The 25875-nt window shown below is 42.8% G+C and carries 20 protein-coding genes; 2 read left to right on the forward strand and 18 right to left on the reverse strand.

The features are described from left to right. Positions 1-328: 328 nt before the first annotated feature. From FTT75_RS13680 to FTT75_RS13765, 18 genes are all read right to left on the reverse strand, one after another. Complete coding sequence (locus tag FTT75_RS13680; protein ID WP_100328711.1) at positions 329-2335, reverse strand: triacylglycerol lipase; 2007 nt, start codon at positions 2333-2335, stop codon at positions 329-331. A 123-nt stretch (positions 2336-2458) separates the two neighbouring features. Beyond that, positions 2459-3400, reverse strand: coding sequence for an ABUW_2363 family tetratricopeptide repeat lipoprotein (locus FTT75_RS13685; RefSeq protein WP_005171266.1), 942 nt, complete (start codon positions 3398-3400; stop codon positions 2459-2461). 120 nt (positions 3401-3520) lie between these two features. Continuing rightward, positions 3521-4330, reverse strand: coding sequence for a serine O-acetyltransferase (cysE, locus tag FTT75_RS13690; protein ID WP_005096684.1), 810 nt, complete (start codon positions 4328-4330; stop codon positions 3521-3523). Then, a complete protein-coding gene (locus FTT75_RS13695) occupies positions 4330-5178 on the reverse strand; it encodes an RNA methyltransferase (protein ID WP_180186668.1) in 849 nt (282 codons plus the stop codon). Before FTT75_RS13695 ends, cysE begins: the two co-directional genes overlap by 1 nt. Before the next feature lie 37 nt (positions 5179-5215). Next, positions 5216-8788: a DNA polymerase III subunit alpha gene (gene dnaE, locus FTT75_RS13700; protein WP_074382873.1), complete on the reverse strand. Its 3573-nt coding sequence runs from the start codon at positions 8786-8788 to the stop codon at positions 5216-5218. 545 nt (positions 8789-9333) lie between these two features. Beyond that, complete coding sequence (locus FTT75_RS13705; RefSeq protein ID WP_005096687.1) at positions 9334-10029, reverse strand: methionine ABC transporter permease; 696 nt, start codon at positions 10027-10029, stop codon at positions 9334-9336. Beyond that, the gene (locus FTT75_RS13710) at positions 10026-11051 is read right to left on the reverse strand and encodes a methionine ABC transporter ATP-binding protein (RefSeq protein ID WP_005171261.1); all 1026 of its coding nucleotides are present in this window, start codon (positions 11049-11051) and stop codon (positions 10026-10028) included. The genes FTT75_RS13705 and FTT75_RS13710 overlap by 4 nt, the downstream gene beginning before the upstream one ends. A gap of 77 nt (positions 11052-11128) precedes the next feature. Beyond that, positions 11129-12004, reverse strand: coding sequence for a MetQ/NlpA family ABC transporter substrate-binding protein (locus FTT75_RS13715; RefSeq protein WP_180186671.1), 876 nt, complete (start codon positions 12002-12004; stop codon positions 11129-11131). A 540-nt stretch (positions 12005-12544) separates the two neighbouring features. Continuing rightward, positions 12545-13096 (reverse strand): GNAT family N-acetyltransferase, encoded by a 552-nt coding sequence (locus FTT75_RS13720; protein ID WP_180186673.1) that lies wholly within the window; start codon positions 13094-13096, stop codon positions 12545-12547. Beyond that, the gene (locus tag FTT75_RS13725; RefSeq protein WP_180186675.1) at positions 13089-13712 is read right to left on the reverse strand and encodes a hypothetical protein; all 624 of its coding nucleotides are present in this window, start codon (positions 13710-13712) and stop codon (positions 13089-13091) included. Before FTT75_RS13725 ends, FTT75_RS13720 begins: the two co-directional genes overlap by 8 nt. 255 nt (positions 13713-13967) lie before the next feature. Then, positions 13968-15251: a phosphoribosylamine--glycine ligase gene (gene purD / locus FTT75_RS13730; RefSeq protein ID WP_180186677.1), complete on the reverse strand. Its 1284-nt coding sequence runs from the start codon at positions 15249-15251 to the stop codon at positions 13968-13970. Positions 15252-15414: 163 nt separating this feature from the next. Then, entirely contained in the window at positions 15415-16989 is a 1575-nt protein-coding gene (gene purH / locus FTT75_RS13735; RefSeq protein ID WP_180186678.1) for a bifunctional phosphoribosylaminoimidazolecarboxamide formyltransferase/IMP cyclohydrolase, read from the reverse strand. A 95-nt stretch (positions 16990-17084) separates the two neighbouring features. Beyond that, positions 17085-17354, reverse strand: coding sequence for a DNA-binding transcriptional regulator Fis (fis, locus tag FTT75_RS13740; RefSeq protein WP_001086304.1), 270 nt, complete (start codon positions 17352-17354; stop codon positions 17085-17087). A 396-nt stretch (positions 17355-17750) separates the two neighbouring features. Next, positions 17751-18605, reverse strand: coding sequence for a DUF3426 domain-containing protein (locus FTT75_RS13745; RefSeq protein WP_180186680.1), 855 nt, complete (start codon positions 18603-18605; stop codon positions 17751-17753). Positions 18606-18620: 15 nt separating this feature from the next. Next, on the reverse strand, positions 18621-19526 hold the full coding sequence (gene prmA / locus FTT75_RS13750) for a 50S ribosomal protein L11 methyltransferase (RefSeq protein ID WP_180186682.1): 906 nt from the start codon (positions 19524-19526) through the stop codon (positions 18621-18623). A 129-nt stretch (positions 19527-19655) separates the two neighbouring features. Next, positions 19656-20543 (reverse strand): bile acid:sodium symporter family protein, encoded by an 888-nt coding sequence (locus FTT75_RS13755; RefSeq protein WP_005096694.1) that lies wholly within the window; start codon positions 20541-20543, stop codon positions 19656-19658. An 88-nt stretch (positions 20544-20631) separates the two neighbouring features. Then, positions 20632-21519: a bile acid:sodium symporter family protein gene (locus tag FTT75_RS13760; RefSeq protein ID WP_005171255.1), complete on the reverse strand. Its 888-nt coding sequence runs from the start codon at positions 21517-21519 to the stop codon at positions 20632-20634. A 145-nt stretch (positions 21520-21664) separates the two neighbouring features. Then, positions 21665-22048, reverse strand: a complete 384-nt coding sequence (locus tag FTT75_RS13765) for a hypothetical protein (protein WP_180186684.1) — start codon at positions 22046-22048, stop codon at positions 21665-21667. Between the two features lie 255 nt (positions 22049-22303). Between FTT75_RS13765 and mnmG the strand changes: the two genes are divergently transcribed. Further along, on the forward strand, positions 22304-24184 hold the full coding sequence (mnmG, locus tag FTT75_RS13770; protein WP_100328704.1) for a tRNA uridine-5-carboxymethylaminomethyl(34) synthesis enzyme MnmG: 1881 nt from the start codon (positions 22304-22306) through the stop codon (positions 24182-24184). A gap of 316 nt (positions 24185-24500) precedes the next feature. Then, a complete protein-coding gene (mhpT, locus tag FTT75_RS13775; protein WP_180186686.1) occupies positions 24501-25706 on the forward strand; it encodes a 3-(3-hydroxy-phenyl)propionate transporter MhpT in 1206 nt (401 codons plus the stop codon). The last annotated feature ends 169 nt before the right edge of the window (positions 25707-25875 follow it).

Raw genomic sequence — 25875 nt, forward strand, 5'->3', positions numbered from 1 at the left:
TGGCTGCTGGCATTGCTGAATAAGTTGATGTTTAAATTCAGCTGTGAAGGTTCGACGGGGCTTTTTTAGCGTTGGTGCACTGTCTATAACTGTCTTTAAATCCATAAATAGGTGTCCACTTAAATTTTAGTGGACACTATCGCGGTATTAATGAGTTAGAAAAAGTGGGGTTCAGCGGACGCTTACGAAAGAAATGAAATTCCAGATGAATGTTTAAGTCATGCGACAGATCTGTCGGTCTGAGTTTTTATTCAGCATGATTTCCAATTTTAAAAAACAAACCACTGGATGTGAACATGCAGTGGTTGATTTAAATTAAGGGAATTGTTTATTCGGGATCATAAAGACCAAGGTCAGACAGGTGTAATCTGAGAATCCGGCGCAATTCCAATACGGCCTCAGGGGTTTCCTGAATGGAATGGCCACCCTTGATCACTTTACTGGATACTGCACCTTGCAAATAAGCACTTTCGTAGGAAACAATGCCATCACTCATCAGCTGAGGTTCTGTAGTATCTACGGTATTACCGATGATGGAGTGAAATTTGAAGCCGGTATAGGGCTGAATGTTTTTAGTCAGCACATTGAATTTCGAATTTTCACTCAAATCACTCGGGCCATTTTGAATCAGGTCATGTCCCAGTTCTTTGACAAATTCTTTTAATCCGATTTCGCCTTGTAAAGTATCAGCAAAGGCACCTAAAAATGCACCTGGAACCCGAATAATTTTACGCGCCAGTTTGGTATGCCAGCGATTGGCATATTCTGTGCCACGATGCGGTGTGGCCAAGAAAATCGCCCGACTAAAATTTGGAATCGGCTGCATTTGCAGGCGTGCTTGAAACAGCGGTTTATCCTTAAACTGTTCAATACGGGTATTTTGTACCAGTTTAAAAGCATCTTGGCTGATATCGGCATTGCTGACCATCAAACGGGCAATCACGCCGCCCATACTATGTCCGACCAGTACGGCATCTTTTTTAGCTGCGGCATTGTTCGCGACCTGGGCAAATCCTTGCTGAACCAGTGCATTGATTTGAAAACGGCTTTCCAGAATCGGCATGTTGGTAGAATAAAACACCTGCCAGACCTGAAAGTTTTCTCTTAGAACCGGATCCCCCATAATATCGTTGGTCATACGAATCCAGGCTTCGGGGCTGCTGGCCAGACCATGGACCAATACCAGGATCTTCTTGTTCGGATTATAAGGTTCCAGCATATACAGGTGGGGCATGCTCAGACTATCATCCCGATCAATCAGGGTCAGATAGGCCAGACGCCCCAGATTGTTCTCGGCCAGCCATAAACCATAAGGTGCTGAAAAATTGGCTGCCAGAGCATATTCCTTAGAAGCGACCTTAATTTTTTCATATTTATAGGGATCATAGAGTTTCAGATGAAATTCGGAGGTCGATAAAATCTGTTCAGTACTATTGGCTGATTTAGGTACAGCGGTGATCGTGGTGGCCAGATATCGTGCTGCGTGGATATTGGGATTGATACCATTCGGATATTTGTGATTGAGTGGGTCAGTAATATATTTTTTATCTTTTTCGGATGGTTGCTGCTCCGGTAGAACCACTAAAAACTCTGAACCAAAACCGTCACGACGGGTAATTGAACGAAGCCCAGAGAAGTTCATGTTGTAGGTGGATAATAGTTGCTCAATGGGCTGGTTTTTCAGCTGCGGAAAATTTTCCAGATCAATGCTATACACACTGTTACCCACCTGAATCCGTTGGCCGGAACGCTTGGTTTCATAACGTTCAGCATAGCGTTGAATCAGATGAGCAATCGCCAGGTTATAAAAATCACGAATCTGAACCTGACGGTTGTCGAAAATACGGTCTTGCGGGGCACGCTCGGTTTTAAACAGGTAGGCATAACTATAACGAATGCTTTTATCCAGCATGCTGAGCTGCTGATCCAGACATTTCTGGATATTCTGTTTTTGCAGCTGTTGCTTTTCCTGAGATTGGGTCTTGCTCAAAACACTGGTGTTGCACTCGGCTGACTTGGCATTCTGTAAAGAATTGGCGAGATACAACTCACTTGCTGTAGAAAGTAATTGTTCATCTAAAATCTGGGGAATCTTTTTAAGATCCTTTACACATTCTTCGGGCTGGTCAATACAGATCTGGGCTTCACGCCCCGTCATGGACAACACATTTAGACTGGCTTCGCTCAGTTTGTCGCGCGTCAAAATACTGTCACGCTCATTGCTGAGTGTGACATTAAGTGCCTGTTCCTTAACACTGACCACCTGACAGCCGCTCAGCACGCTGGTGATGACTAAAGTGCACAGTATTAATCTTTTATTTATTTTTTCGTGCATAAAACCTTTCACTGAATTTAAGTTGTAAGTTTGGATAATGGTTTGTATTTTACTAATTTTTTCTCATAAAAATAGACCGCCGTAGCAGTCTATTTGTAATCAGAGAAAGAAGATAAATTTTGATTATGGCGTTTTAGGCGTTGCAGCAGCTGGAGCTTGATTTGCGGTTTGCAGAACTTGCCAAACATTCCAGCGACCTTGTTTCTCAATTTCCTGAATCAGACGGTCTGCCACTTCAGCTTCTTGCGGGTATTTCACTTTATAGTTTGCCAAGGTTTGAGCCGCATTTTTTTTCTGTTCCAGCGCAATATAATTATTGGCTGCAGCAAGATAGGCTTCCTGAACGCCAGCTTTCATGGCTTTGTCCAGATAAGGGATCGCTTCACGTTGACCGCCACCTTCGGACAGGCCAAAGCCGAACCAGAAGTTCACTTCAGGATCATCTTGGTTGATCTTAAGAATTCGTTGTGCATAGGTCAGGGATTTGGTGGTATAGACTGAACCCAGATCCAGATTACGTGCCATGACACTGGCTTTAAATGCACGTACCAGAACATCGAAAGAGGCATTTTCACGTGCAGCTAAAGTATCCAGCTGTTGAGTGACTTCACGCAGTTTGGCTTCAAAGCCACGACGTTCCTGACGATCGCTAAAACGTGGTGGATAATGACGTGCTTTACCTTCCACCATTTGCAGGAAATCATCAATCTCGGTGATGTCGATTTCATTGGTATTTGCCAGAGCCGCATAACGCATTGAACGTGTATTGCTGTCTACAATGGGAATAATCAGTTTATTGACATCCAAGGTTAATTGCTTGGATGGATCATTTGGATGAGTCACGACCATTTTGGTCACGGGTTGAGCCGCAGCTTTTTGCAAATGCACCTCAAACGGAGGTGGTTCATTATAATTGAATGGATTTAATGCATAAAATGGCGGACTTAATTCAGGTTCTACAAAAACCACTTGATCCACAGGTTTCTCAGCAGACTTCTGAGAGACGGTCGAACATGCAGTCATTGTGAATGCTAAACAAGCAAGTGCCAAGGGCTTAAAGGTCATAATATTCATCCATTCGTGTTATTTTTTAAAACAGCTAGTACAAAAATCACATGACCGTCAGTCTATGAAAACTCTAACGATCATGCAAGTAAATGCATGTTACAGAATTGAACGCTCTATTCAGGCTTTAGACTGACTGGTTTGAGCTTCACATTCACGGCGCGCTTCTTCCAGAATCTGTAATTCTTTTTTGCTTAAAGGCTGCCCATCTTGTTGCTGTTTATTAAAGGTCGGATCCAGCAAAGAAAGACGGTTGCACAAGTTGTTCATGCGTTTTTCATTTTGCTGAATACGGTCCAGCAGAATGCGCATACCCTCCAGAATTGGATCAGACTGGTCTTCAGTTGCAGCATAGGGCTGGAAGCCGATACTTTCTGCATAATCACGACGACGGGTTTCTGCATCATCCTTCGGTTTATTTTTGGTAATAAAGCGTGCAGGGTTACCCACAGCCGTCGTGTTTTCAGGAACTGCTTTAGTCACGACCGCATTAGAACCGACCTTGGCATTTTTACCGACAGTAAATGGCCCTAAAATCTTGGCACCAGCGCCAACCACCACGCCATCTTCTAAAGTTGGATGGCGTTTGCCTTTATTCCAGGTCGTTCCACCCAAAGTCACCCCATGATAGAGGGTAACATCATCGCCAATTTCTGCAGTTTCCCCAATTACGACACCCATACCGTGATCAATAAAGAAACGACGGCCTATCTTGGCGCCCGGATGTATTTCAATACCAGTCGCAAAACGGCTAAATGAAGACAATGCACGTGCAGTTCCCTTACAGTCTTTGTTCCATAGCTCATGTGCCATGCGATGCATGATCAGCGCATGGATGCCAGGGTAAGTGGTTAAGACTTCTAAGGTATTGCGTGCTGCAGGATCGCGCGCAAAGACAGCTTGTATATCTTCTTTGAGCTGTTTTAGCATTAGATTTGATCCTCGTCCTGTGATGATGTATGTGAAGATTTTTTCCACGTGCCGTTATTTAAGGCCTGAACGCGGCTGAAAATACCACGAAGTAAATGATATTCCATACGATCTAATTGTATACGTCCAAAGAGACGACGCAAGCGTAAAGGCAATAATCTTGGATTTTTTGGGTCCATAAATTCAATTTCGGCCAGCATTTTTTCCAAATGCGGATAGAACTGTTCCATCTGCGCATGATTCACCAAAGGCTCATCCCATTCCATTTCAATGCCATCAATGACTTGCATGGTTGCTTTAGCATCACGTGGTTGTTCAATCTGGCTCATGGCTGCCATGCGCATTTCATAGCAGATCACCTGAATAGCTTGAGCCACATTCAGTACGCCGTAATCGGTATTGACTGGAATGGTCAGGTGATAGTTGGCCATTGCCAGTTCTTCATTGGTCAGACCGCGGTCTTCACGGCCAAATAGAATTGCAACTTCTTGCTGCTCTTGTACCACGGCGCTCATGGCTTTTGTCGCAGCAGGGCGCACATCTAACAGCGGCCAGGGAATGGTACGGCTACGTGCGCTGGTACCGAATACAATCTGACAGTCTTTAATGGCATCTTCGAGCGTTTCTACAATCTCGATCTGCTCGATCAGGTCAGTTGCGCCTGCGGCCAGTGCATCAATATCCGGATGCGGATAGGTTTTTGGCGCCACCAGAACCAGCTTGCATAGGCCCATGGTTTTCATGGCGCGTAAAGCACTGCCGATGTTGGCAGGTAAAGTGGTATTGACCATGACAATACGCACATGGGAGAGATGTGCTGAAACAGCAGCATTGTCAATTTGACTCATGAGGATTCCAATTTAAAGGTTTTTTAAAGATCAGGATTTATGAATATTGTGGCTGGGATTCAGCCTGATACAGTTCCAGCGCATCGTCCATGCTCATGCCAGCAGGTGGTGGTGGAACATTGACCGGTTTGGCCTGTTCATAAGAAACAGCTTTGGCGGCTTTGGACTTGACCTGATATTCAATATGCAATGCTTCTTTACCAAAATAATCACGCAATTTAGCCAATAGTTCGTCCAGTGGTGCCACTTTCCAGTTGAGACCCAGATGAAGTTCAGTCGTAGCATAAGGATAGTCTAAATACAGAATTACCGGAATATGCGCTGACATGTCGATATTGGTATATGGTGTCAAAATCTGCTGCAAGTCACGACTCAGACTTTTACTGAAATGCTCGGCAGTTAGGGTGATTTTAATGCTGTTGGCACGCTTCTGGCGAATTTCATTCAGGCTAAAGGCTTTAGTAAGACGTCCCATTGGGCGGTCAAAGCCTTCACGCTCATAGATTTCACCTTCAATCACCACAACTTTATCCAGCTGGATAATCTCTTTAAAGCGGTTAAAACGTTCATGATTGGCTGAAATTTCAATACGCGCCGTACCATCATCCAGAGTCATCATCATCCGGTTCGGGAAGTTGGCAATATCCACCACCAGTCCTGCAAACACGGTGGTGACACCACGGCGTGTCGGCGTCAGCTCATTGATCTGACTAGGTACAAAGGATTTCAGTTCATTACGATACACATCAATCGGGTGGCCGGTGAGGTACAGGCCGAGGGTGTCTTTTTCACCTTTCAGGCGAACTTCATCCGCCCATGGCTTGACCGGTTTAGAGGGTTTGCGCTGAACTTCTTCCACTTCACCAAACAGATCCATGATGCCGGTTTCACGGTTGGAGCGCGCCTGTTCCGCAGCTTGCACCGCTTCAGGCAGTTGTGCCATCAGGTCGGCACGATCAATGCCTAAACAATCCAGCGCACCGGAGCGAATCAATGCTTCCAGGGTACGTTTATTGATTTTTTTCAGGTCAATACGATGACAGAAATCAAACAGGTCACGGAAAGGACCTTCTTGTGTACGCGCGTCAATCACTGATTGCATCGCAGCTTCACCGACACCTTTAATCGCACCCAGACCATAGACAATGGTTTGTTCATCCGTGGCATGGAACTGATACAGCGACATATTCACGGAAGGTGGTAAAACTTCCAGGTTATTCTTGCGACAGTCATCAATCAGGAATACCACGTTGTCGGTGTTCTGCATCTCCGAGGTCAACACCGCAGACAGGAATTCCGCCGGATAATGCGCTTTTAGCCATGCAGTCTGATAGGCAACCAAAGCATAGGCCGCAGCATGTGATTTGTTAAAGCCATAGCCGGCAAACTTTTCCATATAGTCGAAAATATGGTTGGCAGTGGCTTCATCAATGTCTTTTTTCGATGCACCTTCAATAAAGATCTGGCGCTGTTTGACCATCTCTTCCGGTTTTTTCTTACCCATGGCACGACGTAACAAGTCCGCGCCACCGAGGGTATAGCCGGCACAGTACTGTGCAGCCTGCATGACCTGTTCCTGATAGACCATAATCCCGTAGGTGGGTTCTAGTACGCCTTCAAGCAAGGGATGCAGATATTCAAAATCGCCTCCATGCATCCGGTGGATAAAGTCAGGAATCAGATCCATCGGGCCCGGACGGTACAGCGACACGAAGGCAATAATTTCTTCAAATTTGCTTGGGCGTGCCTCTTTCAGCATCTTCTTCATGCCCACGGATTCAAACTGGAATACCGCGGTGGTGTTGGCATTGGCAAAAACCAGATACGCGTCTTTATCTTCAAGCGGGATATAGGCAATGTCTAAAGGCTTGTCAGATTTGATACGTTTATTAATATTTTTAACTGCATCTTCAATTACGGTCAGGTTACGCAGACCCAAGAAGTCAAACTTGACCAGACCAGCAGATTCAACATCGTCTTTATCGAACTGTGCCACGCGTGAAGTACCATCAGCCTCACACATAACGGCAGAGAAATCGGTAATTTTGGTTGGCGAGATGACCACACCACCGGCATGTTTACCGGTATTTCGGGTAATGCCTTCCAGTTTTAGCGCCATTTCCCAGATTTCAGCCGCATCATCATTATCTGGGTTGGATGGATTGGTGACGATATCTTTAAGCTGTGGTTCGGCTTCTAAGGATTCCAGCAGACTCAGGCCTAAAGGCTTGGTCGGGATCATTTTCGAGATACGATCGGCCAGACCATAAGATTTACCCAAGACACGCGCCACATCACGAATCGCACCTTTGGCCGCCATGGTACCGAAGGTGGCAATTTGCGAAACTGCATCACGGCCATAAGTACGCGCCACATAGTCAATCACGCGGTCACGACCTGCGATACAGAAATCGACGTCGAAATCGGGCATCGACACACGTTCCGGGTTCAAGAAACGTTCGAAGAGTAATTCATAACGTAGCGGATCAAGATCGGTGATTTTTAAGCTATAAGCCACCAGTGAGCCTGCACCTGAACCACGCCCAGGGCCTACTGGGACGCCGTTACTTTTCGACCACTGAATAAAGTCCATCACGATCAGAAAGTAGCCCGGAAACCCCATCGAGTTAATGATATTAATCTCGTACTCGATTCGCTCATCATAAGGCTTGCGAACTTCTGGCCAGTGTTCATCACGCTGTTCAGGTGGATACAGGAAATTCAGACGTTCTTCCAGACCTTCTTTGGACAAGTGTGCAAAGAAAGTATCAATGGTATGACCTTCAGGAATCGGATAATCCGGCAGAAAGTATTGACCCAATCGCAATGTGACATTACAGCGTTTGGCAATGTGGTAAGTGTTCTCAATCGCAGAGGGAATATCCGAGAACAGCTCTGCCATTTCCTCTGCAGATTTAAAATATTGTTCAGGTGAATAGGTTTTAGGGCGGCGGTTATCCCCCAGTACATAACCATCGGCGATACACACCCGGGCTTCGTGGGCTTCATAATCATTGCGGGTCATGAAGTGCACGTCGTTATGTGCCACTACACCGATATTATATTTTTTGGCCAGTTTCACTGCTTCCAGAATGAAGTCATCTTCATCCGGACGGTTGGTGCGGGTCAGGGCGATATAAACGCGATTGCCGAATTTTTCGACCCATTCTTCCAGCAAGGGTTCCGCTTTTTGCGGATTTGAACTCATCAGCATCTTGCCGACATCGGAATGCATGCCGAGCAGGGCAATCATGTCCTCGGACTGGTTTAAAATCCATTGTTTTTGTACGCAGGGAATGTCTAATTGCTGACCACTGATAAAGCCTTCAGACACCAGTTCAGTCAGGTTACGCCAGCCTTTATTGGTCATCGCCAATAAGGTCATACGATGTTCGGCATCATTCAGGCGAATTTCAGAACCGAGGATCGGCTTGATGCCTTTGCCTAAGCATTTGCCATAGAACTTGACTGCGGCATGCAGGTTAGACAGATCCGTCAGCGCGAGGGCAGGCATCTGTTCTTTTTCGGCAGCTTTGACCAGGTCAGGTATCCGTACGATGGATTCAGTAATCGAAAATTCTGTATGAATACCAAGATGAACAAAGTGCATAGATGAGTCCCTGCTAAAACCATTGAATAGTTTAACATGGGATTTATTGTTTCAGTTTGAAAATGAGGGGAAATGGCTAACTTTTAGATTTTAATTTTGAGTGTACTTAGTCAGTATGAATGTTCTTATTAAAGGCTTATTTACCCCAAAATAAGATATGCGTACTGGCGACAAGGGTGTCGCCGTTGGCTTGTGATACAAGGAAGTATCATCAAGCCAACAGAAGATTTTTGTTACCTTGCATAGCAGTGCTATTCATCTTTCAAAAGCAAAAGAAGAATTTTAAATATTAGTAAGTTTATTCATGACATTATTTGAAAAATAGAATTTCGTTATTTTTACTTCAATTTTAACTTTGTAATATTTGTGCCTTACTTTTGACGGGGCAAAAGTAACAAAACCCCTTTGTTGATCTGATGGTACATCCCAGTACCACAGATCAACGGGCGACTTCCTGTCGCCATGGCACGTATCAAATAGTTGCAGGACTTTACTTTGAAATAATGAGAAAGGGTTCGTAAGTATTAAAAACAATAAAAACTAGATTAACGAAGTCGGGACAACCAGTCCCCCAGACTTTGTACAATCTGTACCAAAATCAATAACACAATCACCGTCATGATCACCACAGAGGTATCGAAACGCTGATAACCGTAAGAAATGGCCAGATCACCGATACCGCCGGCACCGACAGCACCCGCCATTGCTGTTGCACCAATCAAGCTGATGGTGGCAGTGGTCAGGTTCAGAATCAGTGAACTACGTGCTTCAGGTAAGACAAACTTGAAGATAATCTGCATTGGGGTTGCACCCATCGCTTGCGCAGATTCAATAATGCCTTCATTCACTTCCAGTAATGAGGTTTCAACCAAGCGACCAATATAAGGGCCGACATAAATAGTCAGTGGTACAATTGCGGCCCAAGTACCAATTGAAGTGCCGACCAAAAACTTGGTCAGCGGAATAACGGCAATCAGTAGAATAATAAATGGTAGTGAACGTAGCGCATTGACAATCGGATTGAGACCGTGATAAATCACACGATTTTGCAAGATGCCGTTAGGACGCGTCACCACTAAAGTAATTGCCTGAATAAAACCCCAGATACAGCCAAACAGCATTGCGAAGAACACCATATGAAAGGTTTCTTGCAGCGCTGTCACAAATTGATCCATCGACAGCGAGCTTTTCCAGAACGGCGCAGTAATTGTCGTCAGCCACTGTACAATTAAATCTCTCATGCCTGTACTCCTGCTTGATCTACCTGTACGCCGTTATCTTTCAGATATTGCACTGCAGCGCTAATCTCTGCGGAATCACCCAGGAGCTGAATAAACATCTGACCAATCACCGAACCATTAATTTCGGTCATGTTGGCAAACAGGATATTTAAACTGATATCAAACTGTTTAATCACGGCCTGAATCACTGTTTCCTGAGCCGAGCTGCCAAGGAATTTTAAACAATAAATACTGTGATGATTCTGGTTTTCCAGATTATTCAGAATATTGACCGGCAAATGTTGCTGAAGCACGGTTTGAATAAAATTTTTGGTGGTCGGGTGTTGCGGCTGACTGAAGATCTGTAGCGTGCTGCCGGTTTCAATCACATCACCTTTTTCCATCACAGCGACATAATCACAGACGGTTTCAATTACATCCATTTCATGAGTGACCATGACAATGGTAATACCTTGCTCTTGATTGATTTTTTTGAGTAATTGCAGAACTGATTTGGTGGTTTGTGGATCGAGTGCCGAAGTCGCTTCATCACAAAGTAAAATCTTGGGATGGTTGGCAAGGGCACGGGCAATCCCGACGCGCTGTTTTTGACCACCAGACAATTCATCCGGAAAAGCCTGCCGTTTATGTTTCAGGTCAATAAAATCTAATAATTCTTCGAGGCGTTTTTCCCGTTCAGCCTTGCTCCAGCCCAGAAGCTTCATAGGCATTTCGATATTGGCCGCCACGGTTTTGGTTTGCATTAAATTAAAATGCTGGAAAATCATGCCGATATTGGCACGTTCTTGACGCAATGTTTTGGCATCGAGTGCGGTAAAATCTGTTCCATTAATGATAATCTGACCTGAGCTTGGACGCTCAAGTAAATTAATCAGACGGATGAGGGTACTTTTACCGGCACCACTATAACCGATGATGCCAAAAATACTGCCGGTTGGAATCGATAGATTAATCTGATTCAAGGCATGCAAGGTTTGACCCTTAAGCTCATACTGTTTTGAAATATCTTTAAATTCAATCATAGTGTCAAAAACTGCATCACGGATAAAAAAAACAGGCAAGAAATCGTCCTTGCCTGTTCTAAAAGACTATTATAGTACTATTTTGATTCAGTTAAATACGTCACCGGCTTGTTTACTGCAACTTTAGTGCCACCAAAATTTTCATCGACATACGCTTGAACTGCTGGCGTATGATACAAGGCACCTACTTTTTGCAGTACAGGATCCGTTTGACGATCTGCTGCAACCGCTAATACGTTTACATTCATTTTTGTGCTTTGATCAATTGGCTCATAGTAAACCGCATCTTTTAATACGTTTAAACCGCCTTCCATTGCCAGCGTATTGCCTAGCACAATTGCATCAACTTCATCTTTTACACGTACTGCAGTTGCCATTTGAATAGGCTTAATCACGATTTGTTTTGCATTTTCAGCCACATCAGCTGTTGTGCCTTTTACATTGTCAAAGCCAGCTTTTAATTTGACCAGACCTGCCGATTGTAAAAGTAATAACGCGCGTGATTCATTTGCACCGTCGTTTGGAATGGCAATGGTTGCACCTGTTTTAAACTCATTCAAAGATTTTACTTTGCTTGAGTAAATTCCCATTGGTTCTAAATAGGTGGTAGACAATGGTGCAATTTTTGCTGTATTGGCATCGTTATACGCAACCATATAGGCATATGACTGGAATGCATTGACATCGATTTCTTTATTGGCAACGGCTGTGTTCATTGACACATAGTCAGTGAAATTTTTCACATCAAGTTTAATGCCGGCTGCTTTGGTTTCAGGTAATGTGGCGATATAGCGCCATACATCTGCATCTGAACCGGTCGATGCCATGGTTACGGTTTGAAGGCCATTCGCATCTTTGGCTTGTGCTGCATCATTGGCAGGAGCTTCTTGTTTGCCACACCCAGTCAAAGTTAATATAGAGGCACTCAATAAAACGCCAAGTAATTTTTTCATGAAATTTTCCTAATTTTAATCTTGCCTAGAGTATAAGCATTTTAAGGTCATGTTAAAGTGGAGTTTTATTACACTTTCATCTGACTCTAGATCGATGTCGCATGTGGCTCCGGCAGGGAAAATGCAAATGTACTGCAACAGTTCACGTTAATTCGATCGGGTCAGAGTTCACCAAACCGCTATATGAACTCTCTATCTGGAGAGAGTAAATAGAGGTTTTTAATAAGATATAGTCAAATTTGGCACTCTGAATGGGCGCAATCATAGCAATTATTATTTATTCGATATAGTGGATAAAAAGTATTTACTTATCTTTTTAATAGAATATAAATTGGATAAAAATGATTAAAATATTAATGAATACAATATATTATTTTTATTGAAGATAAGCCAAAATTCCAGATCGCTTAAATATTGATCTTTATAAGATTTTATCCAATAGAAATCATAAAAATGAATAAACATGGGTAAATCTACTAGCTCATTGAGCTACTGAAAAATCTTTTTTAATAAACGCTTAAGCAGGATTTAAGCCGTGTCTTATTTGCCTGAGTAATTAATTTGATTGATTTCATACAATACATGCCAACATAAAGGGTGATCCGTAGGCAAGCGTGGATGCTGGAATTCTTGAGTCTTTACCATGCCTATCTTTTTCATCACCGCTTCGGATGGTGTATTGACTGTGGCAGTGAAAGACACAACTTTATCCAAACCTAAAGTGGTAAACGCGTAATCCAATACTGCACGTGCACCTTCAGTCGCATAACCTTGATGCCAATATTTTTTTGCTAGCCGCCAGCCAATTTCAATACAGGGTGAAAACTCAAACAATTTAGGTTGGGGTTGCAGCCCAATAAAACCAATAAATTCTTTAGTCTCTTTTAGCTCAACTGCCCATAAACCCCAACCATGCTGATCAATCTGCCGAGTCACTTTTTCGATAAATTGTAAACTTTGTTCAGGTGTCAGTAGGGCGGGAAAATAACGCATCACATCCTCATCTGCACACATTTGGATAAATGGGGCAGTGTCGGAGTCTTGCCATTGGCGGAGGATTAGGCGAGGGGTTTTAATATATGATTTACTCATACGGATTTTGAATTTGATTTTTTATTTTAGGTAACCAAAAATTTATACATTTAAGTAAATAGATCTCAGTTTCTTTTTTGTTCATTTTAAGGAACGTTTTTTGATATGACATATCATTTACTATATCTAGAAAACAATATAGTCGAATTAATAACATAATTTCAGTATAAATATGATTTAATTCATTTTTAAAAAAGGGGGAGTAAAAAGATACTGAATAACATTCGTGCAATTTATTGTAAATTTCAAATATATTCTTTTTATGGTGTTTTAATTTTCTACCATAGTAGCCATCATTTTTAATAATTGCTCCATAAATTTGATCCTTTGAATCAAGAATAAAGCAAAATGTACTTTTATTTAGGGGGTGCCTCTGAATGATTTCCTCTTCATAGTGATTTCTAAAATTTAATTCAGGTTTAAGTAAAAGTCGATATTCTGTACCATAAATATTTGAATAATCATAGGTAATACCATGTAGATAAAATTCTTCATCAGTTTCACGATAACTTATTTCCTCTTCTAAATCTAAAGGTACGATATGTGTATCAATAACAATTCTTGTAATATCTTCGATAGATAAATTCATAAAATTGGTGAAATCAAAAATATTCATTCATTAATTCTCGCTGCACATTTTTACAACTTTTTGAATTTATAATTTTTATATTAAGGTTTCAATAGGGGGTGAAAAACCGCAATTAGCAATAATGCCATTCAGTTAAGGATTTCAACGCTAAAATTTTGCTAGAAAAATAATAAAATTAGATAAATTTAAATTTAAGGAAATTGAGAGTAAAAAATAATCTCAATTTCCTTAACTGATCAGTATTACGCACGTAGCGGGGTTTTTACTTAATCTAAATTAAGATTAAGCATTTTCACGTGCAATCGCACGGTAACCAATATCTTTACGATATTGAACGCCGTCGAACGTCACTTTTTGGCAAAGCTCTAATGCTTTCGCTTGTGCTTCACCAATCGTATTACCAAGTGCAGTCACACAAAGAACACGACCACCCGCAGTGACGATGTCACCATTTTCATTGGCTTTTGTACCTGCATGGAACACTTTCGCATCAGTCATTTCAGTATCTAAACCAGAAATCACATCGCCATTACTAGAAGTTTCAGGATAGCCTTTAGATGCTAGTACGATACCAACAGTTTTACGCTCATCCCATTCAGCTTCTGCAGGTAAATTACCTTCAAGACCTGCTTGAACCAAATCAACTAAAGATGATTTTAAACGCATCATGATTGGTTGAGTTTCAGGGTCACCAAAACGACAGTTAAACTCGATTACTTTCGGTTGACCTTGTTCATCAATCATCAAGCCTGCGTATAAGAAACCTGTATAAACGTGACCGTCTTTTTTCATACCTTCAACGGTAGGACGCATCACTTCATTCATGGTTTTTTCAAATACATCCGCAGTCACAACAGGCGCAGGCGAGTAAGCACCCATACCACCCGTGTTTGGACCTTGGTCGCCTTCAAAGATACGTTTGTGATCTTGTGAAGTCGCCATAGGTAAGATGTTGTCGCCATCAATCATACAAATGAAAGATGCTTCTTCGCCTGCAAGGAATTCTTCAATTACAACGCGAGAACCTGCATCGCCAAATTTGTTGCCTGCAAGCATGTCATCGATCGCATCAAATGCTTCTTGATTGGTCATGGCAACGATCACACCTTTGCCCGCAGCAAGACCGTCGGCCTTAATGACGATCGGCGCACCATTTTTTTCAACAAATGCTTTCGCAGCATCTACTTCTGTAAATACATCGTAAAACGCAGTTGGAATGTTGTGGCGTTTTAAGAAATGTTTCGCGAAAGCTTTAGAGCCTTCAAGCTGCGCAGCAAATTGAGTTGGACCCCAAATTTTTACACCCGCTTCACGGCAAGCATCAACGACACCGTTTACCAATGGAGCTTCTGGGCCGACAATGACAAGCTCAACTGCATTGTTTTTTGCGAAATCGATAATCGCAGCATTGTCCAAAATGCTTAAATTCACGTTTTCACATTTATTTTCAGTGGCTGTACCTGCATTGCCCGGAGCAACAAAGACTTTAGCAACTTTATCATCTTGGGCGATTTTCCATGCCAATGCATGTTCACGACCGCCATTACCCAGAACTAAAATATTCATCTAAAAATCCCTCAAAAGAATAAAATCCCACCTTGCGAAGCCATGCTTCTCACCCTGTAAAAAAGAAGGGCTTCACGAATAAAAATGTCCCTTTATTTGTGAAAAGTCCCCCTTTTTACAAAGGGGGATTTAGGGGGGATTAATAAATACGACTTTGAATCAATTAGTGACGGAAATGACGCATGCCAGTGAACACCATCGCAATACCTGCTTCGTCAGCAGCCGCAATGGTTTCTTCGTCACGCATAGAACCACCCGGCTGGATAATACATTTGATACCTGCTTTCGCAGCGTTATCAATACCATCACGGAATGGGAAGAATGCGTCAGACGCCATGACTGCACCCTCAACCACCAAGCCAGCATGTTCAGCTTTAATTGCAGCAATACGAGCAGAGTTCACACGGCTCATTTGACCTGCGCCAACACCAATGGTTTGACGGTTTTTCGCATAAACAATCGCATTAGATTTCACGTATTTTGCGACTTTCCAGGCAAAGATCATGTCATCAATTTCTTGTTCAGTCGGAGCGCGCTTGGTCACCACTTTAAGATCAGCTTTAGTAATCATGCCCAAGTCTTGATCTTGTACTAACAAGCCGCCATTCACGCGTTTGTAATCAAGTTGCGATTGACGCGCATCGATTGCTGGAAGTTCACCGCAAACTAAAACACGTACGTTTTTCTTCGCACCAGTCACTTCAAGTACGCCATCAGCAATACTTGGTGCAATGATCACTTCAACGAATTGACGCTCAACAATCGCTTGTGCAGTTGCAACGTCTAATTCACGGTTGAATGCAATGATGCCGCCAAATGCAGATTCGGGATCTGTTGCATACGCAAGGTCATAAGCCGCTTGAATGCCGTCTAAAGACACTGCAACGCCACATGGGTTTGCGTGCTTAACGATTACACAAGCAGGTTTCGCAAAAGATTTAACACATTCAAGTGCAGCGTCTGTGTCTGCAATGTTGTTATAAGAGAGTTCTTTACCTTGAAGCTGTTTCGCAGTAGAAACAGATGCTTCTGTCGCTGTGTCTTCAACGTAGAACGCAGCAGACTGGTGCGGGTTTTCACCGTAACGAAGATCTTGAACTTTGTTCAATTGTGTATTGAAGGTACGTGCAAACTTGTCCGCTTCACCTTCTTGTTTGCCTACGCGAGCGCCAAGGTAAGATGCGATCATGCCGTCATATTGCGCAGTATGTTCAAATGCTTTTACTGCAAGGTCGAAACGAGTTGCATGCGATAAAGCGCCTTCAGCTTTAAGCTCAGCTACAACAGTGGCATAGTCAGAAGCATTCACCACGATGCCTACAGATGCATGGTTTTTTGCCGCAGCGCGAACCATGGTAGGGCCACCAATGTCGATGTTTTCGATCGCATCAGCCAGTGAACAGTTTGGTTTTGCTACAGTTGCAGCAAATGGATAAAGGTTTACAACGACTAAATCAATAGCATCAATGTTGTGTTCAGCCATCACAGCTTCGTCTAGACCACGACGAGCCAGAATACCACCATGAATTTTAGGATGTAGCGTTTTTACACGGCCGTCCATCATCTCTGGGAAACCAGTATGCTCTGAAACTTCTACTACAGCGACACTATTGTCTTTCAACAATTTGTAGGTACCACCTGTAGATAAAATTTCTACCCCTAGAGCAGCAAGTTCTTGTGCAAATTCAACAATACCAGTCTTGTCAGACACAGAGATTAAAGCGCATTTAATAGTCATGATCTTCGTCACAGTTTTCAAGGAACAGAATAAAACAAAATCAGCAATTTACAGGTTAAAAAAAATGCCTGCGGAAGCCGCAAGCATTTTATCATTTATTCACTCATTAAACCGTGAGCTTTTAACTTTTTACGTAAAGTACCACGGTTGAGTCCGAGAATCTCGGCAGCACGTGTTTGGTTACCACGTGTATATTCTAGAACTACAGATAGAAGAGGTTTCTCCATTTCTGCTAGCACCATGTCGTATACCTGAGATGGTTGCTCGCCCTGTAGTTGCGCAAAATAATGGCGAACTGCGCGATCTACGTGGATACGTAAAGCAACATCAGATTGTGCAGTAAAAATAGGAGATTTGCTATTCATGCGAATTAATCCGAAAAACAAATATCGCTTGGGTAAAGCGATATAAAAAGTGGTCTAAAATTGAAATGAACTCCGCTTTAGATCCTAAAACTGGAGTTCTAAAACTTAATCATTGCATTGAGCCAATAGCTTGACACATCTCAACGTTTTGGTCGAAAAATAAGCGTAACAATAGTTAAAGTTTTGTTACTGACCAAAATCAAAACAAAAAAATCTGCACGATACGCAATAAATTTTATAGCGCATTAGGCAAGACTGTATTTGTTGTGAAAAAGTAGCGAGGAGTTGCAGCACATAGCTTTCGTGGCGCGTATCATACCATTGTCTAAGCAAAAGTGAGCAAGAAAACTGCATTTTTTTTAACTTTTTTTAATTTTTTAATGCTTTCTATTCAGATTAAGGGCGAATTATTTCCAAACTATAGCGATCAAAGCTTTTACGATCGACAGGAAGCTCAAATTTGAATTTAAATGGACTGTTTTTCGGGATACGTTCAATATTGACCAGACTTTCAATCAGATACTCTTTGGCAGACAGGTTATAAGTCGCAACAACTTCACCGCGCTGTTCCAGATTGATTTTTAAAATCGGTAAAGCCAGGCTACGGTCATGGAAGTTGATCAGCTCACCGCTAAATTCAGTTTTCTTGTGACTGGTTGCCTTGATCTTGACTTTATTGACCTGAATCAGCGTGTAGTATTTTTCCAGATTGGAACAATTAAACACCTCGCATACATTGTTAAAGGCCAGACTCATGATATGACTATTTTTGATGTATTGCGGATTAAACCAGAAAAACTGGAACAGCAATACGCCAAATAGCATCAGGTTCAAGATGCTCCAGCCAATATAGTACATTGGCCCGCGGTATATCTGTTTTTCTGTCTGATCTTCCCAATTCATGCTCGGCAGTACCGAGATAGGTTCGGTACTAAAATAGTTCAGATTGTTTAAATAGGTTTCCAGATCGATATTTGAATGTTCAACTTTCTGATCGAAAATATATAAAAGACTGTGCGTATTTTGCTGTTGATCGCGACCATATGCAGGTGGGTTATATCGAGAATAAGTTTGGTCTTGAGACGCTGAGGTGGTGACCGAGTTTTGGGCTTCGGCCACCAGATGCGATAAGGCATTAAATGAAGTGGTACATTTGGGACAGCAAACCATACCCTGCGCAATGGTGAGTTGAGCAACTGTGACCTTGTAGGTGGTGGAACAGGTAGGGCAATGGGTTCGTTTGTCACTCATAAACTATTTGTAGACTCATTCATTCTTATGGCGTTTACCCGAGATACGGCACCAGTGCTCGTCTCGTTTTTCTACGTCTAATATATCAAAATAATTTGAGTAAATGCTAGTAACATCAGCAACTTGCTCTTCGATAACTCCGGCAAGTGCGAACTGTCCCTCAGATTTAATTAAAGTTGCGAACTCAGGAGCCAATATCATTAGTGGCGCAGCCAAAATATTGGCAACAAATACGTCAGCCTTGGTAGTGCCGAGTTCATCTCTAAATTCTTCTGGCAGGCCGACATAAAGTTTGTCCAGTACACCATTCAGTTCAGCATTTTGCTGGGTGGCCAGAACTGCTTGTGGGTCAATATCAGTGGCATATGCTTTTTTAGCACCTAAGAGCAGGGCAGCTACCGCGAGAATGCCTGAACCACAGCCATAATCGATGACGATTTTGTCTTTAACGTCAATTTTGCCGAGCCATTGTAAGCACAAGAATGTAGAGGCGTGGTTCCCTGTACCGAATGCCAGACCCGGATCAAGCTTGATATTGACTGCATCGGCTTCAGGTGCTTGCATCCATTCCGGTACAATCCAGTATTTTTCAGCAATCTGGATTGGCTCATACGCATCCATCCAGGTGCGTTCCCAAGCCTGATCTTCAATGAATTCGTACTTGATCGGTGCTTCTGGCATTTGCGCACCAATAAAGGTTTCTAGTGCAGCAACGTCAATTTCTTCGCCTTCTTCCTGTGCATAAATACCAGTCACAATCACTTTATTCCAGAGTGGTGTTTCGCCTGGAAGTGGTTCCAGCAAATCCTGGTTTTCAGCATCATCCAGGGTCACACTCACTGCGCCTAGTGAGCTGAGTAATGTCTCAGTATAATCGACCTGAGCTTGTTCAACCGTAATATGAATTTGTAACCACTTCACAGAAATAACCTTTATACATTTTTCAAAAAGCTATTGTAACGGAAGTTCAGACACAACGCTGCTATCTTCTTGATGCATACCCAAAATAAAAAGGATGCCGAAGCACCCTGTATAAAGCTCTATAAAGACTTATGAAACCTTAGAGAGAAGAGGTGTTCTGTCTAATGGTGCAAAGCGGTTAAGCAGTAGACCAAAAATGGCAGCAAAAATATACATGAAGATTGAATAAACCGCGGCAGGCATGGCCACAGCAGTGCTGGACATCACGGTCAGGGCAATGGTCATGGCTAATGTGCTGTTGTGAATGCCGATTTCAAAGGCACTGGCCCGTGCCTGAGCGGTATCTATATTCATTAAGCGGGGGACAAAATAGCCGATGGTCAGGCTGAAAATACAGAACAATGCCGTGGCGACACCGACCTGAGTCAGATATTCGGCAATATTGGTGCGTTCACTATAGATGGCCCCGACAATAATCAGAATCAAGAATATGACTGCAAAAATGCGCAGCGGTCTATTCAGTTTTTCAGTCAGGCGTGGTGCATGATGTCGAATCAGCATACCAATCGCGACAGGAATAATAATGATGCCAAACACCTGAAGAATTTTGCCAAGCTGGAGCGTGATCTGCTGGCTGTCCTGCATGAAATGCATAATCGAAAAATTAACGATTAACGGTAAAGTTAAGGCTGCAATCACTGAATTAATCGCAGTCAGGGTGATGTTGAGTGCCAGATCACCTTTGAAAAGATAGCTAAACAGATTGGCCGTACTGCCGCCGGGTGAGGCGGCTAACAGCATCAGACCCACGGCAAGAAGTGGAGGCAGGGCCAAAACTTTACACAGGATAAATGCAATACCGACCAATAAGACCAGTTGGCAAAATAATGCGACTAAAACAGCTTTAGGATGTTGGGTGACCCGGGCGAAATCTTTGAGGGTAAGTTCGAGACCTAAACCCACCATAATAATCGCGAGCGCAAGCGGCAGTAAAATCGTAATAATGCCAGAATCCATCTGTCATGCTCCTTGTTAAAAATTATTTTAATACTTTTGCTTTTCTTGGGAAAAGCATACAGCTTTATCGCAGACTCAGCCAAATAAATTACAAATCCGATAAACGATTTTTATGGCGATAAGCGATATATTGGCGACTCATCATTACCCCGAAAATAGTCGCAAAACTATACATGACAATGGTGTAAATGCCGGCCGGAATTGCCATAGTGACATCGCCTAAGACCGAAATCGCAATGGTGATCGCAATCGCCGTATTATGAATGCCGATTTCAAAGGTACAGGCCCGTGCCATTTTTTCTGGAATACCCATCAGTAGCGGAATGCAATAACCAATAAACAGGCTGGAAAAACATAAAATCACAGTAGCTAAACCAATACTGGAAAAATATTCAAAGAGATTAAAACGATCTCTAAAAACGGCAAATATCAAGAGTATGCTTAAAAAACTAATTGAAACGAAGCGCATCGATTTGCTGACGGTAATGGATAAATGTGGAAATTTGGCTCGAAGCAGCATCCCGATGATCACGGGGATCAGGGTAATTAAAAACACCTGTATCATTTTTTCAACTGGAAATGTCACAGTCGAGTCGTGACTCATAAAGTATTGTAATGAGAGATTGATAATAAAGGGCAGGGTGAAAATAGAAATGATGGTATTGATGGCAGTCAGGGTGATATTCAGTGCGACATCGCCTTTATACAGATAGCTAAACAGGTTGGCGGTTGGGCCTCCTGGTGAAGCGGCCAGAAGCATTAAACCTACTGCGAGTAAAGGAGCTAAGTCCAGAATCAGGCAAATAAAGAAAGCAATACTGGTCAACAGCACGAGCTGTGTAAATAGGGCAATAAAAATGACTTTAGGATAGCGGCTTAAGCGCAGGAAATCCTTGATTTTTAATTCGAGTCCCAGCCCCATCATCATGATTGCCAATGTAATAGGCAAAAAAAAGTTAAAAAACCCCGAATCCATGAAAAATCCTTTTTATTATTGATTTTTAGATAGATTTCAAGTGTAGCGGAGCTGAATAAATAAGCAATATAAAACGGGCAAAATGTATTCACTTTGCCCGTCAAAGCTTTTACTTGAAATGTAAGCTATTTAGAGCTATGACAGCTTACATGCCTGGCTGACTGTGCATTTGGGATTGTCCCTGAGGGCGTGGCGGCATAAAGCCTAAAGCACATTTACCTTTGACTTCGGTTCCATTAATGGTGGCGGTGGTCGCGCTACTATTGCCACTACAGGTACTCATGAGTTCAGCTTCATCACCTTTGATTGAAGCATTTTTTGATGAAGCGAAAAACTGTGGCTCACAGGTTCCATTCCAGATAATGCCTCGATGAGCAAAACTGACTTGAGCACCTTGGGTTTTGCCTTTACAAACCTGTTGATACTTTTGCGCATTATAAGTGGTTTCGACCTTATCATTTGCTGAGGCTGCAAATGGCGCAAAACATAAACCACACAGAACAGTTGAGAGAAAAATATTCTTATTCATCAGTTATACCTTTGTTTGTAATGTAAGCAGTATATAGCTTAAAAAATACTCAAAATTAAACAGTGTAAATCGAGTAATTTTCTGAACTTATATGTTTAATTTATATAGTCCCTCTGCAAAGTTAAATTACAGTGCTTGATTCTTGTATAGGATGATTCATTTTTTATCTCAGGATAAATTCGACTGAATCTGTCTACTTTAGAATGAAATTTGCTATAATACTCAGCTATCCTTTTTTATCTCTCAATTACCACTATGCATTATCCTAAAGTATACGATGTCATTGTTATCGGTGGCGGTCACGCCGGTACAGAAGCAGCTCTGGCTGCAGCGCGTATGGGTCGACAGACTTTACTCTTAACTCATAACATTGAGACTTTAGGGCAGATGAGCTGTAACCCGGCCATCGGTGGTATTGGTAAATCGCATTTGGTGCGTGAAATTGATGCCTTGGGCGGTGCAATGGCGCTGGCTGCCGACAAAGGCGGTATTCAGTTCCGTATTTTGAACTCGCGTAAAGGTGCAGCAGTTCGTGCAACACGTGCGCAGGCAGACCGTGTCCGTTTTAAAGCGGCAATTCGTGAAACCTTAGAGAATCAGGCGAACTTGGATATTTTCCAGCAAGCGGCTGATGACCTGATTGTTGAAGGCGATACCGTCAAAGGTGTGGTTACCCAAATGGGCATTCGTTTTGATGCCAAAACTGTGGTGTTGACTGCGGGTACATTCTTGGGCGGCGTAATTCACGTTGGTCTGGAAAAATCCAGTGGTGGTCGTGCCGGTGATCCGCCGTCGATTTCATTGGCAGCACGTTTGCGCGAATTGAATTTACCTGTGGGGCGTTTAAAAACCGGTACACCACCGCGTATCGATGCACGTTCGGTCGACTTTTCTGTAATGACACCGCAGCCGGGTGATTTCCCATCTCCAACCATGTCGTTTATGGGCGATGCGTCTATGCATCCGGAACAGGTGAACTGCTATATCACCCATACCAATGAACGTACGCATGAGATTATTCGCGGTGGTCTAGATCGCTCACCGATGTATACCGGTAAAATTGAAGGTGTGGGGCCGCGTTATTGCCCATCAATTGAAGACAAGATTCACCGTTTTGCCGATAAAGACTCGCATCAAGTATTCTTGGAACCGGAAGGTCTGGATACGCACGAGCTTTATCCAAATGGTATTTCAACTTCATTGCCATTTGATGTGCAGTTTGAGTTGGTTCGCTCAATCCGTGGTATGGAAAATGCGCATATTTTGCGTCCGGGCTACGCCATTGAATACGACTATTTCAACCCGCAAGCGTTGAAATTTACCCTTGAAACCAAAGCGATTAATAACCTGTATTTCGCTGGTCAAATTAATGGAACCACTGGTTATGAGGAAGCAGGTGCACAAGGTTTGCTGGCAGGTTTAAATGCTGCACGTCGTGCTTGGGATCAAGAGCAGTGGACACCAAAACGCGATGAAGCCTATATGGGTGTATTGGTAGATGACCTGATTACGTTAGGCACCAAAGAACCGTACCGTATGTTTACCTCACGTGCTGAATATCGTTTGATGTTACGTGAAGACAATGCCGACCAGCGTTTAACTGCGATCGGTCGTGAATTGGGTCTGGTCGATGATGCACGTTGGGCGGTTTACTGCGAAAAAATGGAAGCAGTTGAAAAAGAAACCGGTCGTTTGCAGCATCTTTGGGCGGCGCCAAACAATCCAATGGGCAAGAAATTCGTTGAGATGACTGGCGCAGATTTATCTAAAGAATGTTCAGCGATCGATCTTTTGAAACGTCCAAATATTTCATTTGCACAAATTGCCGAGTTAACCGGTTCTGATGTGTCTGCGCAGGTCGGTGATCAGATTGAAATCGCAGTGAAATATGCGGGTTATATCAACCGTCAGCATGAAGACGTGGCACAAATGAAACGTCTTGAGGAAACCCGTATTCCAGGCGACTTCGATTATGACATCGTGTCGGGTCTGTCGCGTGAAATCACGTTGAAACTGAAGGATGTACGTCCTGAAACATTGGCGCAAGCCAGCCGTATTCCGGGTGTGACGCCTGCGGCTGTTCAATTGGTGATGATTACGATTCGTAAGAATGCACAAACGAAAAAATCTGCTTAAGAATACAGTGTGAAAAAGCCCGCGCAATGCGGGCTTTTTATCGGCTGATATTTTTGTATAAGTCTCGGCTATCATTCAATTATAAATAACTACTATTTAACTAAATGCCTTATTTATAAAGATAATAAAAATTATTAAGATGTAAAAAGTCTATAAATTTTAACTTTTAGGTCTAATGGAGAGGGTGTTGAGCCAAGTTGATGAACTTAAATCCGACTATTGTCGTGGTATTTCTCTGGCCAGATTAGGATAAGAATAGGGGGAATAGGATCGTCAGGCTATCAAACGATTTATAGGTTATTGATGGAGATCAATCATGATACAGCCTTATAGTGAAAAATTACGAAAAATATTGACGATTTTCTTGTGCTTTTGGGTGGCATTTTTTGAGGGTTTCGATCTTCAGGCTCCTGGAATTGCAGCAAAAGGAATTGCGGCAAGCTTTGCTTTAGATCAGGTTCAGATGGGCTATGTGTTTAGTCTGGGCGTCTTTGGAATGCTCTTTGGTGCATTCTTTGGCGGACGTATCGCGGATTATTTGGGACAAAAGAAAGTCCTGATGTTGTCTGTGGCTATTTTTGGTGTGTTCATGTCGCTGACTGCAATTGCACCGAGCATCGAGGTTTTATATGCTGCGCGTTTCTTGACCGGTTTGGGTCTGGGTGCTGCAATGCCGACCATGATTTCAGTGGTGGGTGATGAAGCGACAGAAGCCAACCGAGGCAAGTTAAATAGCTTGATGTATTGTGGTCTGCCTGTAGGTGCTATTTTTGTTGCCGAACTGGCCATGTCGTTTCCAGATATTCAATGGCAAACCCTGTTCCTGATTGGGGGACTAACGCCTTTGGCATTGATTCCGTTGATGGCCTTCGTGCTTAAAGATAAGCCTAAAGTGGCGGCCGATGTGCAAGTGTCTGCTGAAGCTGTGCCGGGTATGGTTGAAGTGTTATTCAAGCAACAGCAGTATAAAAATACAGTGCCGCTTTGGGTAGGTTTCTTCTTCACCCTGATGATCAACTATATTTTGATTAGCTGGTTGCCTAATTTGCTGATGGAACAAGGCCTGGAAAGACAGCAGGCTTTTCTGGTGATGCTTGTGTTCCAGGTGGGTGCAGTGATTGGAACCTTGGGTTTGGGGTATTTGTTAGATCGTTTAAAACTATGGCAAATGGCTGTCATTATTTATAGTGGTTTATTTGTTGCGCTGGTATTGTTGTTCACTACCACCTCAATTCCGCTATTAATTTTGGCCGGAGTAATGGGCGGGATCTTCTCTACAGGTGGTCAGTCTATTCTTTATGGCATTTCACCGATTTTTTATTCAGGTGCAGGAAAAGTCACAGGTGTGGGTAGCGCGATTTCTTTGGGGCGTTTAGGTGCCATGACTGGTCCGCTTTTAACCGGAAAAATTCTAGCATTAGGCTTGGGAACCACAGGTATTCTTATGGCAAGTTTGCCAGCTGTCGTGGTGTCGGCAGTAGCGGTGACAGCATTGTCTCGCTATAAAGCAGCGCATAAATAAGCCAATCCTCCATCATCAGATGAAAAAAAGGAATCTCAGGATCATTGCTGTCCCACAATTTTTCACAAGAGGAAGCTCATTTGTGCTTCCTCTTGTTTTATGGGTATTTTATCGGGTGAAAATAAAGCTTTTAAAGTTCTTCTTTCAAACAAATTCACTTGAATTATTC

The organism is Acinetobacter sp. YH01008, from assembly GCF_013420435.1.
In the GTDB taxonomy this organism is placed as follows: Bacteria; Pseudomonadota; Gammaproteobacteria; order Pseudomonadales; family Moraxellaceae; genus Acinetobacter; species Acinetobacter pseudolwoffii.

Bases quoted from the DNA above. Each gene is read 5' to 3' on its own strand.
- FTT75_RS13680 (WP_100328711.1), bottom strand. From the start codon at position 2,335: ATGCACGAAAAAATAAATAAAAGATTAATACTGTGCACTTTAGTCATC.
- FTT75_RS13685 (WP_005171266.1), bottom strand. From the start codon at position 3,400: ATGACCTTTAAGCCCTTGGCACTTGCTTGTTTAGCATTCACAATGACT.
- cysE (WP_005096684.1), bottom strand. From the start codon at position 4,330: ATGCTAAAACAGCTCAAAGAAGATATACAAGCTGTCTTTGCGCGCGAT.
- FTT75_RS13695 (WP_180186668.1), bottom strand. From the start codon at position 5,178: ATGAGTCAAATTGACAATGCTGCTGTTTCAGCACATCTCTCCCATGTG.
- dnaE (WP_074382873.1), bottom strand. From the start codon at position 8,788: ATGCACTTTGTTCATCTTGGTATTCATACAGAATTTTCGATTACTGAA.
- FTT75_RS13705 (WP_005096687.1), bottom strand. From the start codon at position 10,029: ATGAGAGATTTAATTGTACAGTGGCTGACGACAATTACTGCGCCGTTC.
- FTT75_RS13710 (WP_005171261.1), bottom strand. From the start codon at position 11,051: ATGATTGAATTTAAAGATATTTCAAAACAGTATGAGCTTAAGGGTCAA.
- FTT75_RS13715 (WP_180186671.1), bottom strand. From the start codon at position 12,004: ATGAAAAAATTACTTGGCGTTTTATTGAGTGCCTCTATATTAACTTTG.
- FTT75_RS13720 (WP_180186673.1), bottom strand. From the start codon at position 13,096: ATGAGTAAATCATATATTAAAACCCCTCGCCTAATCCTCCGCCAATGG.
- FTT75_RS13725 (WP_180186675.1), bottom strand. From the start codon at position 13,712: ATGAATATTTTTGATTTCACCAATTTTATGAATTTATCTATCGAAGAT.
- purD (WP_180186677.1), bottom strand. From the start codon at position 15,251: ATGAATATTTTAGTTCTGGGTAATGGCGGTCGTGAACATGCATTGGCA.
- purH (WP_180186678.1), bottom strand. From the start codon at position 16,989: ATGACTATTAAATGCGCTTTAATCTCTGTGTCTGACAAGACTGGTATT.
- fis (WP_001086304.1), bottom strand. From the start codon at position 17,354: ATGAATAGCAAATCTCCTATTTTTACTGCACAATCTGATGTTGCTTTA.
- FTT75_RS13745 (WP_180186680.1), bottom strand. From the start codon at position 18,605: ATGAGTGACAAACGAACCCATTGCCCTACCTGTTCCACCACCTACAAG.
- FTT75_RS13755 (WP_005096694.1), bottom strand. From the start codon at position 20,543: ATGGATTCTGGCATTATTACGATTTTACTGCCGCTTGCGCTCGCGATT.
- FTT75_RS13760 (WP_005171255.1), bottom strand. From the start codon at position 21,519: ATGGATTCGGGGTTTTTTAACTTTTTTTTGCCTATTACATTGGCAATC.
- FTT75_RS13765 (WP_180186684.1), bottom strand. From the start codon at position 22,048: ATGAATAAGAATATTTTTCTCTCAACTGTTCTGTGTGGTTTATGTTTT.
- mnmG (WP_100328704.1), top strand. From the start codon at position 22,304: ATGCATTATCCTAAAGTATACGATGTCATTGTTATCGGTGGCGGTCAC.
- mhpT (WP_180186686.1), top strand. From the start codon at position 24,501: ATGATACAGCCTTATAGTGAAAAATTACGAAAAATATTGACGATTTTC.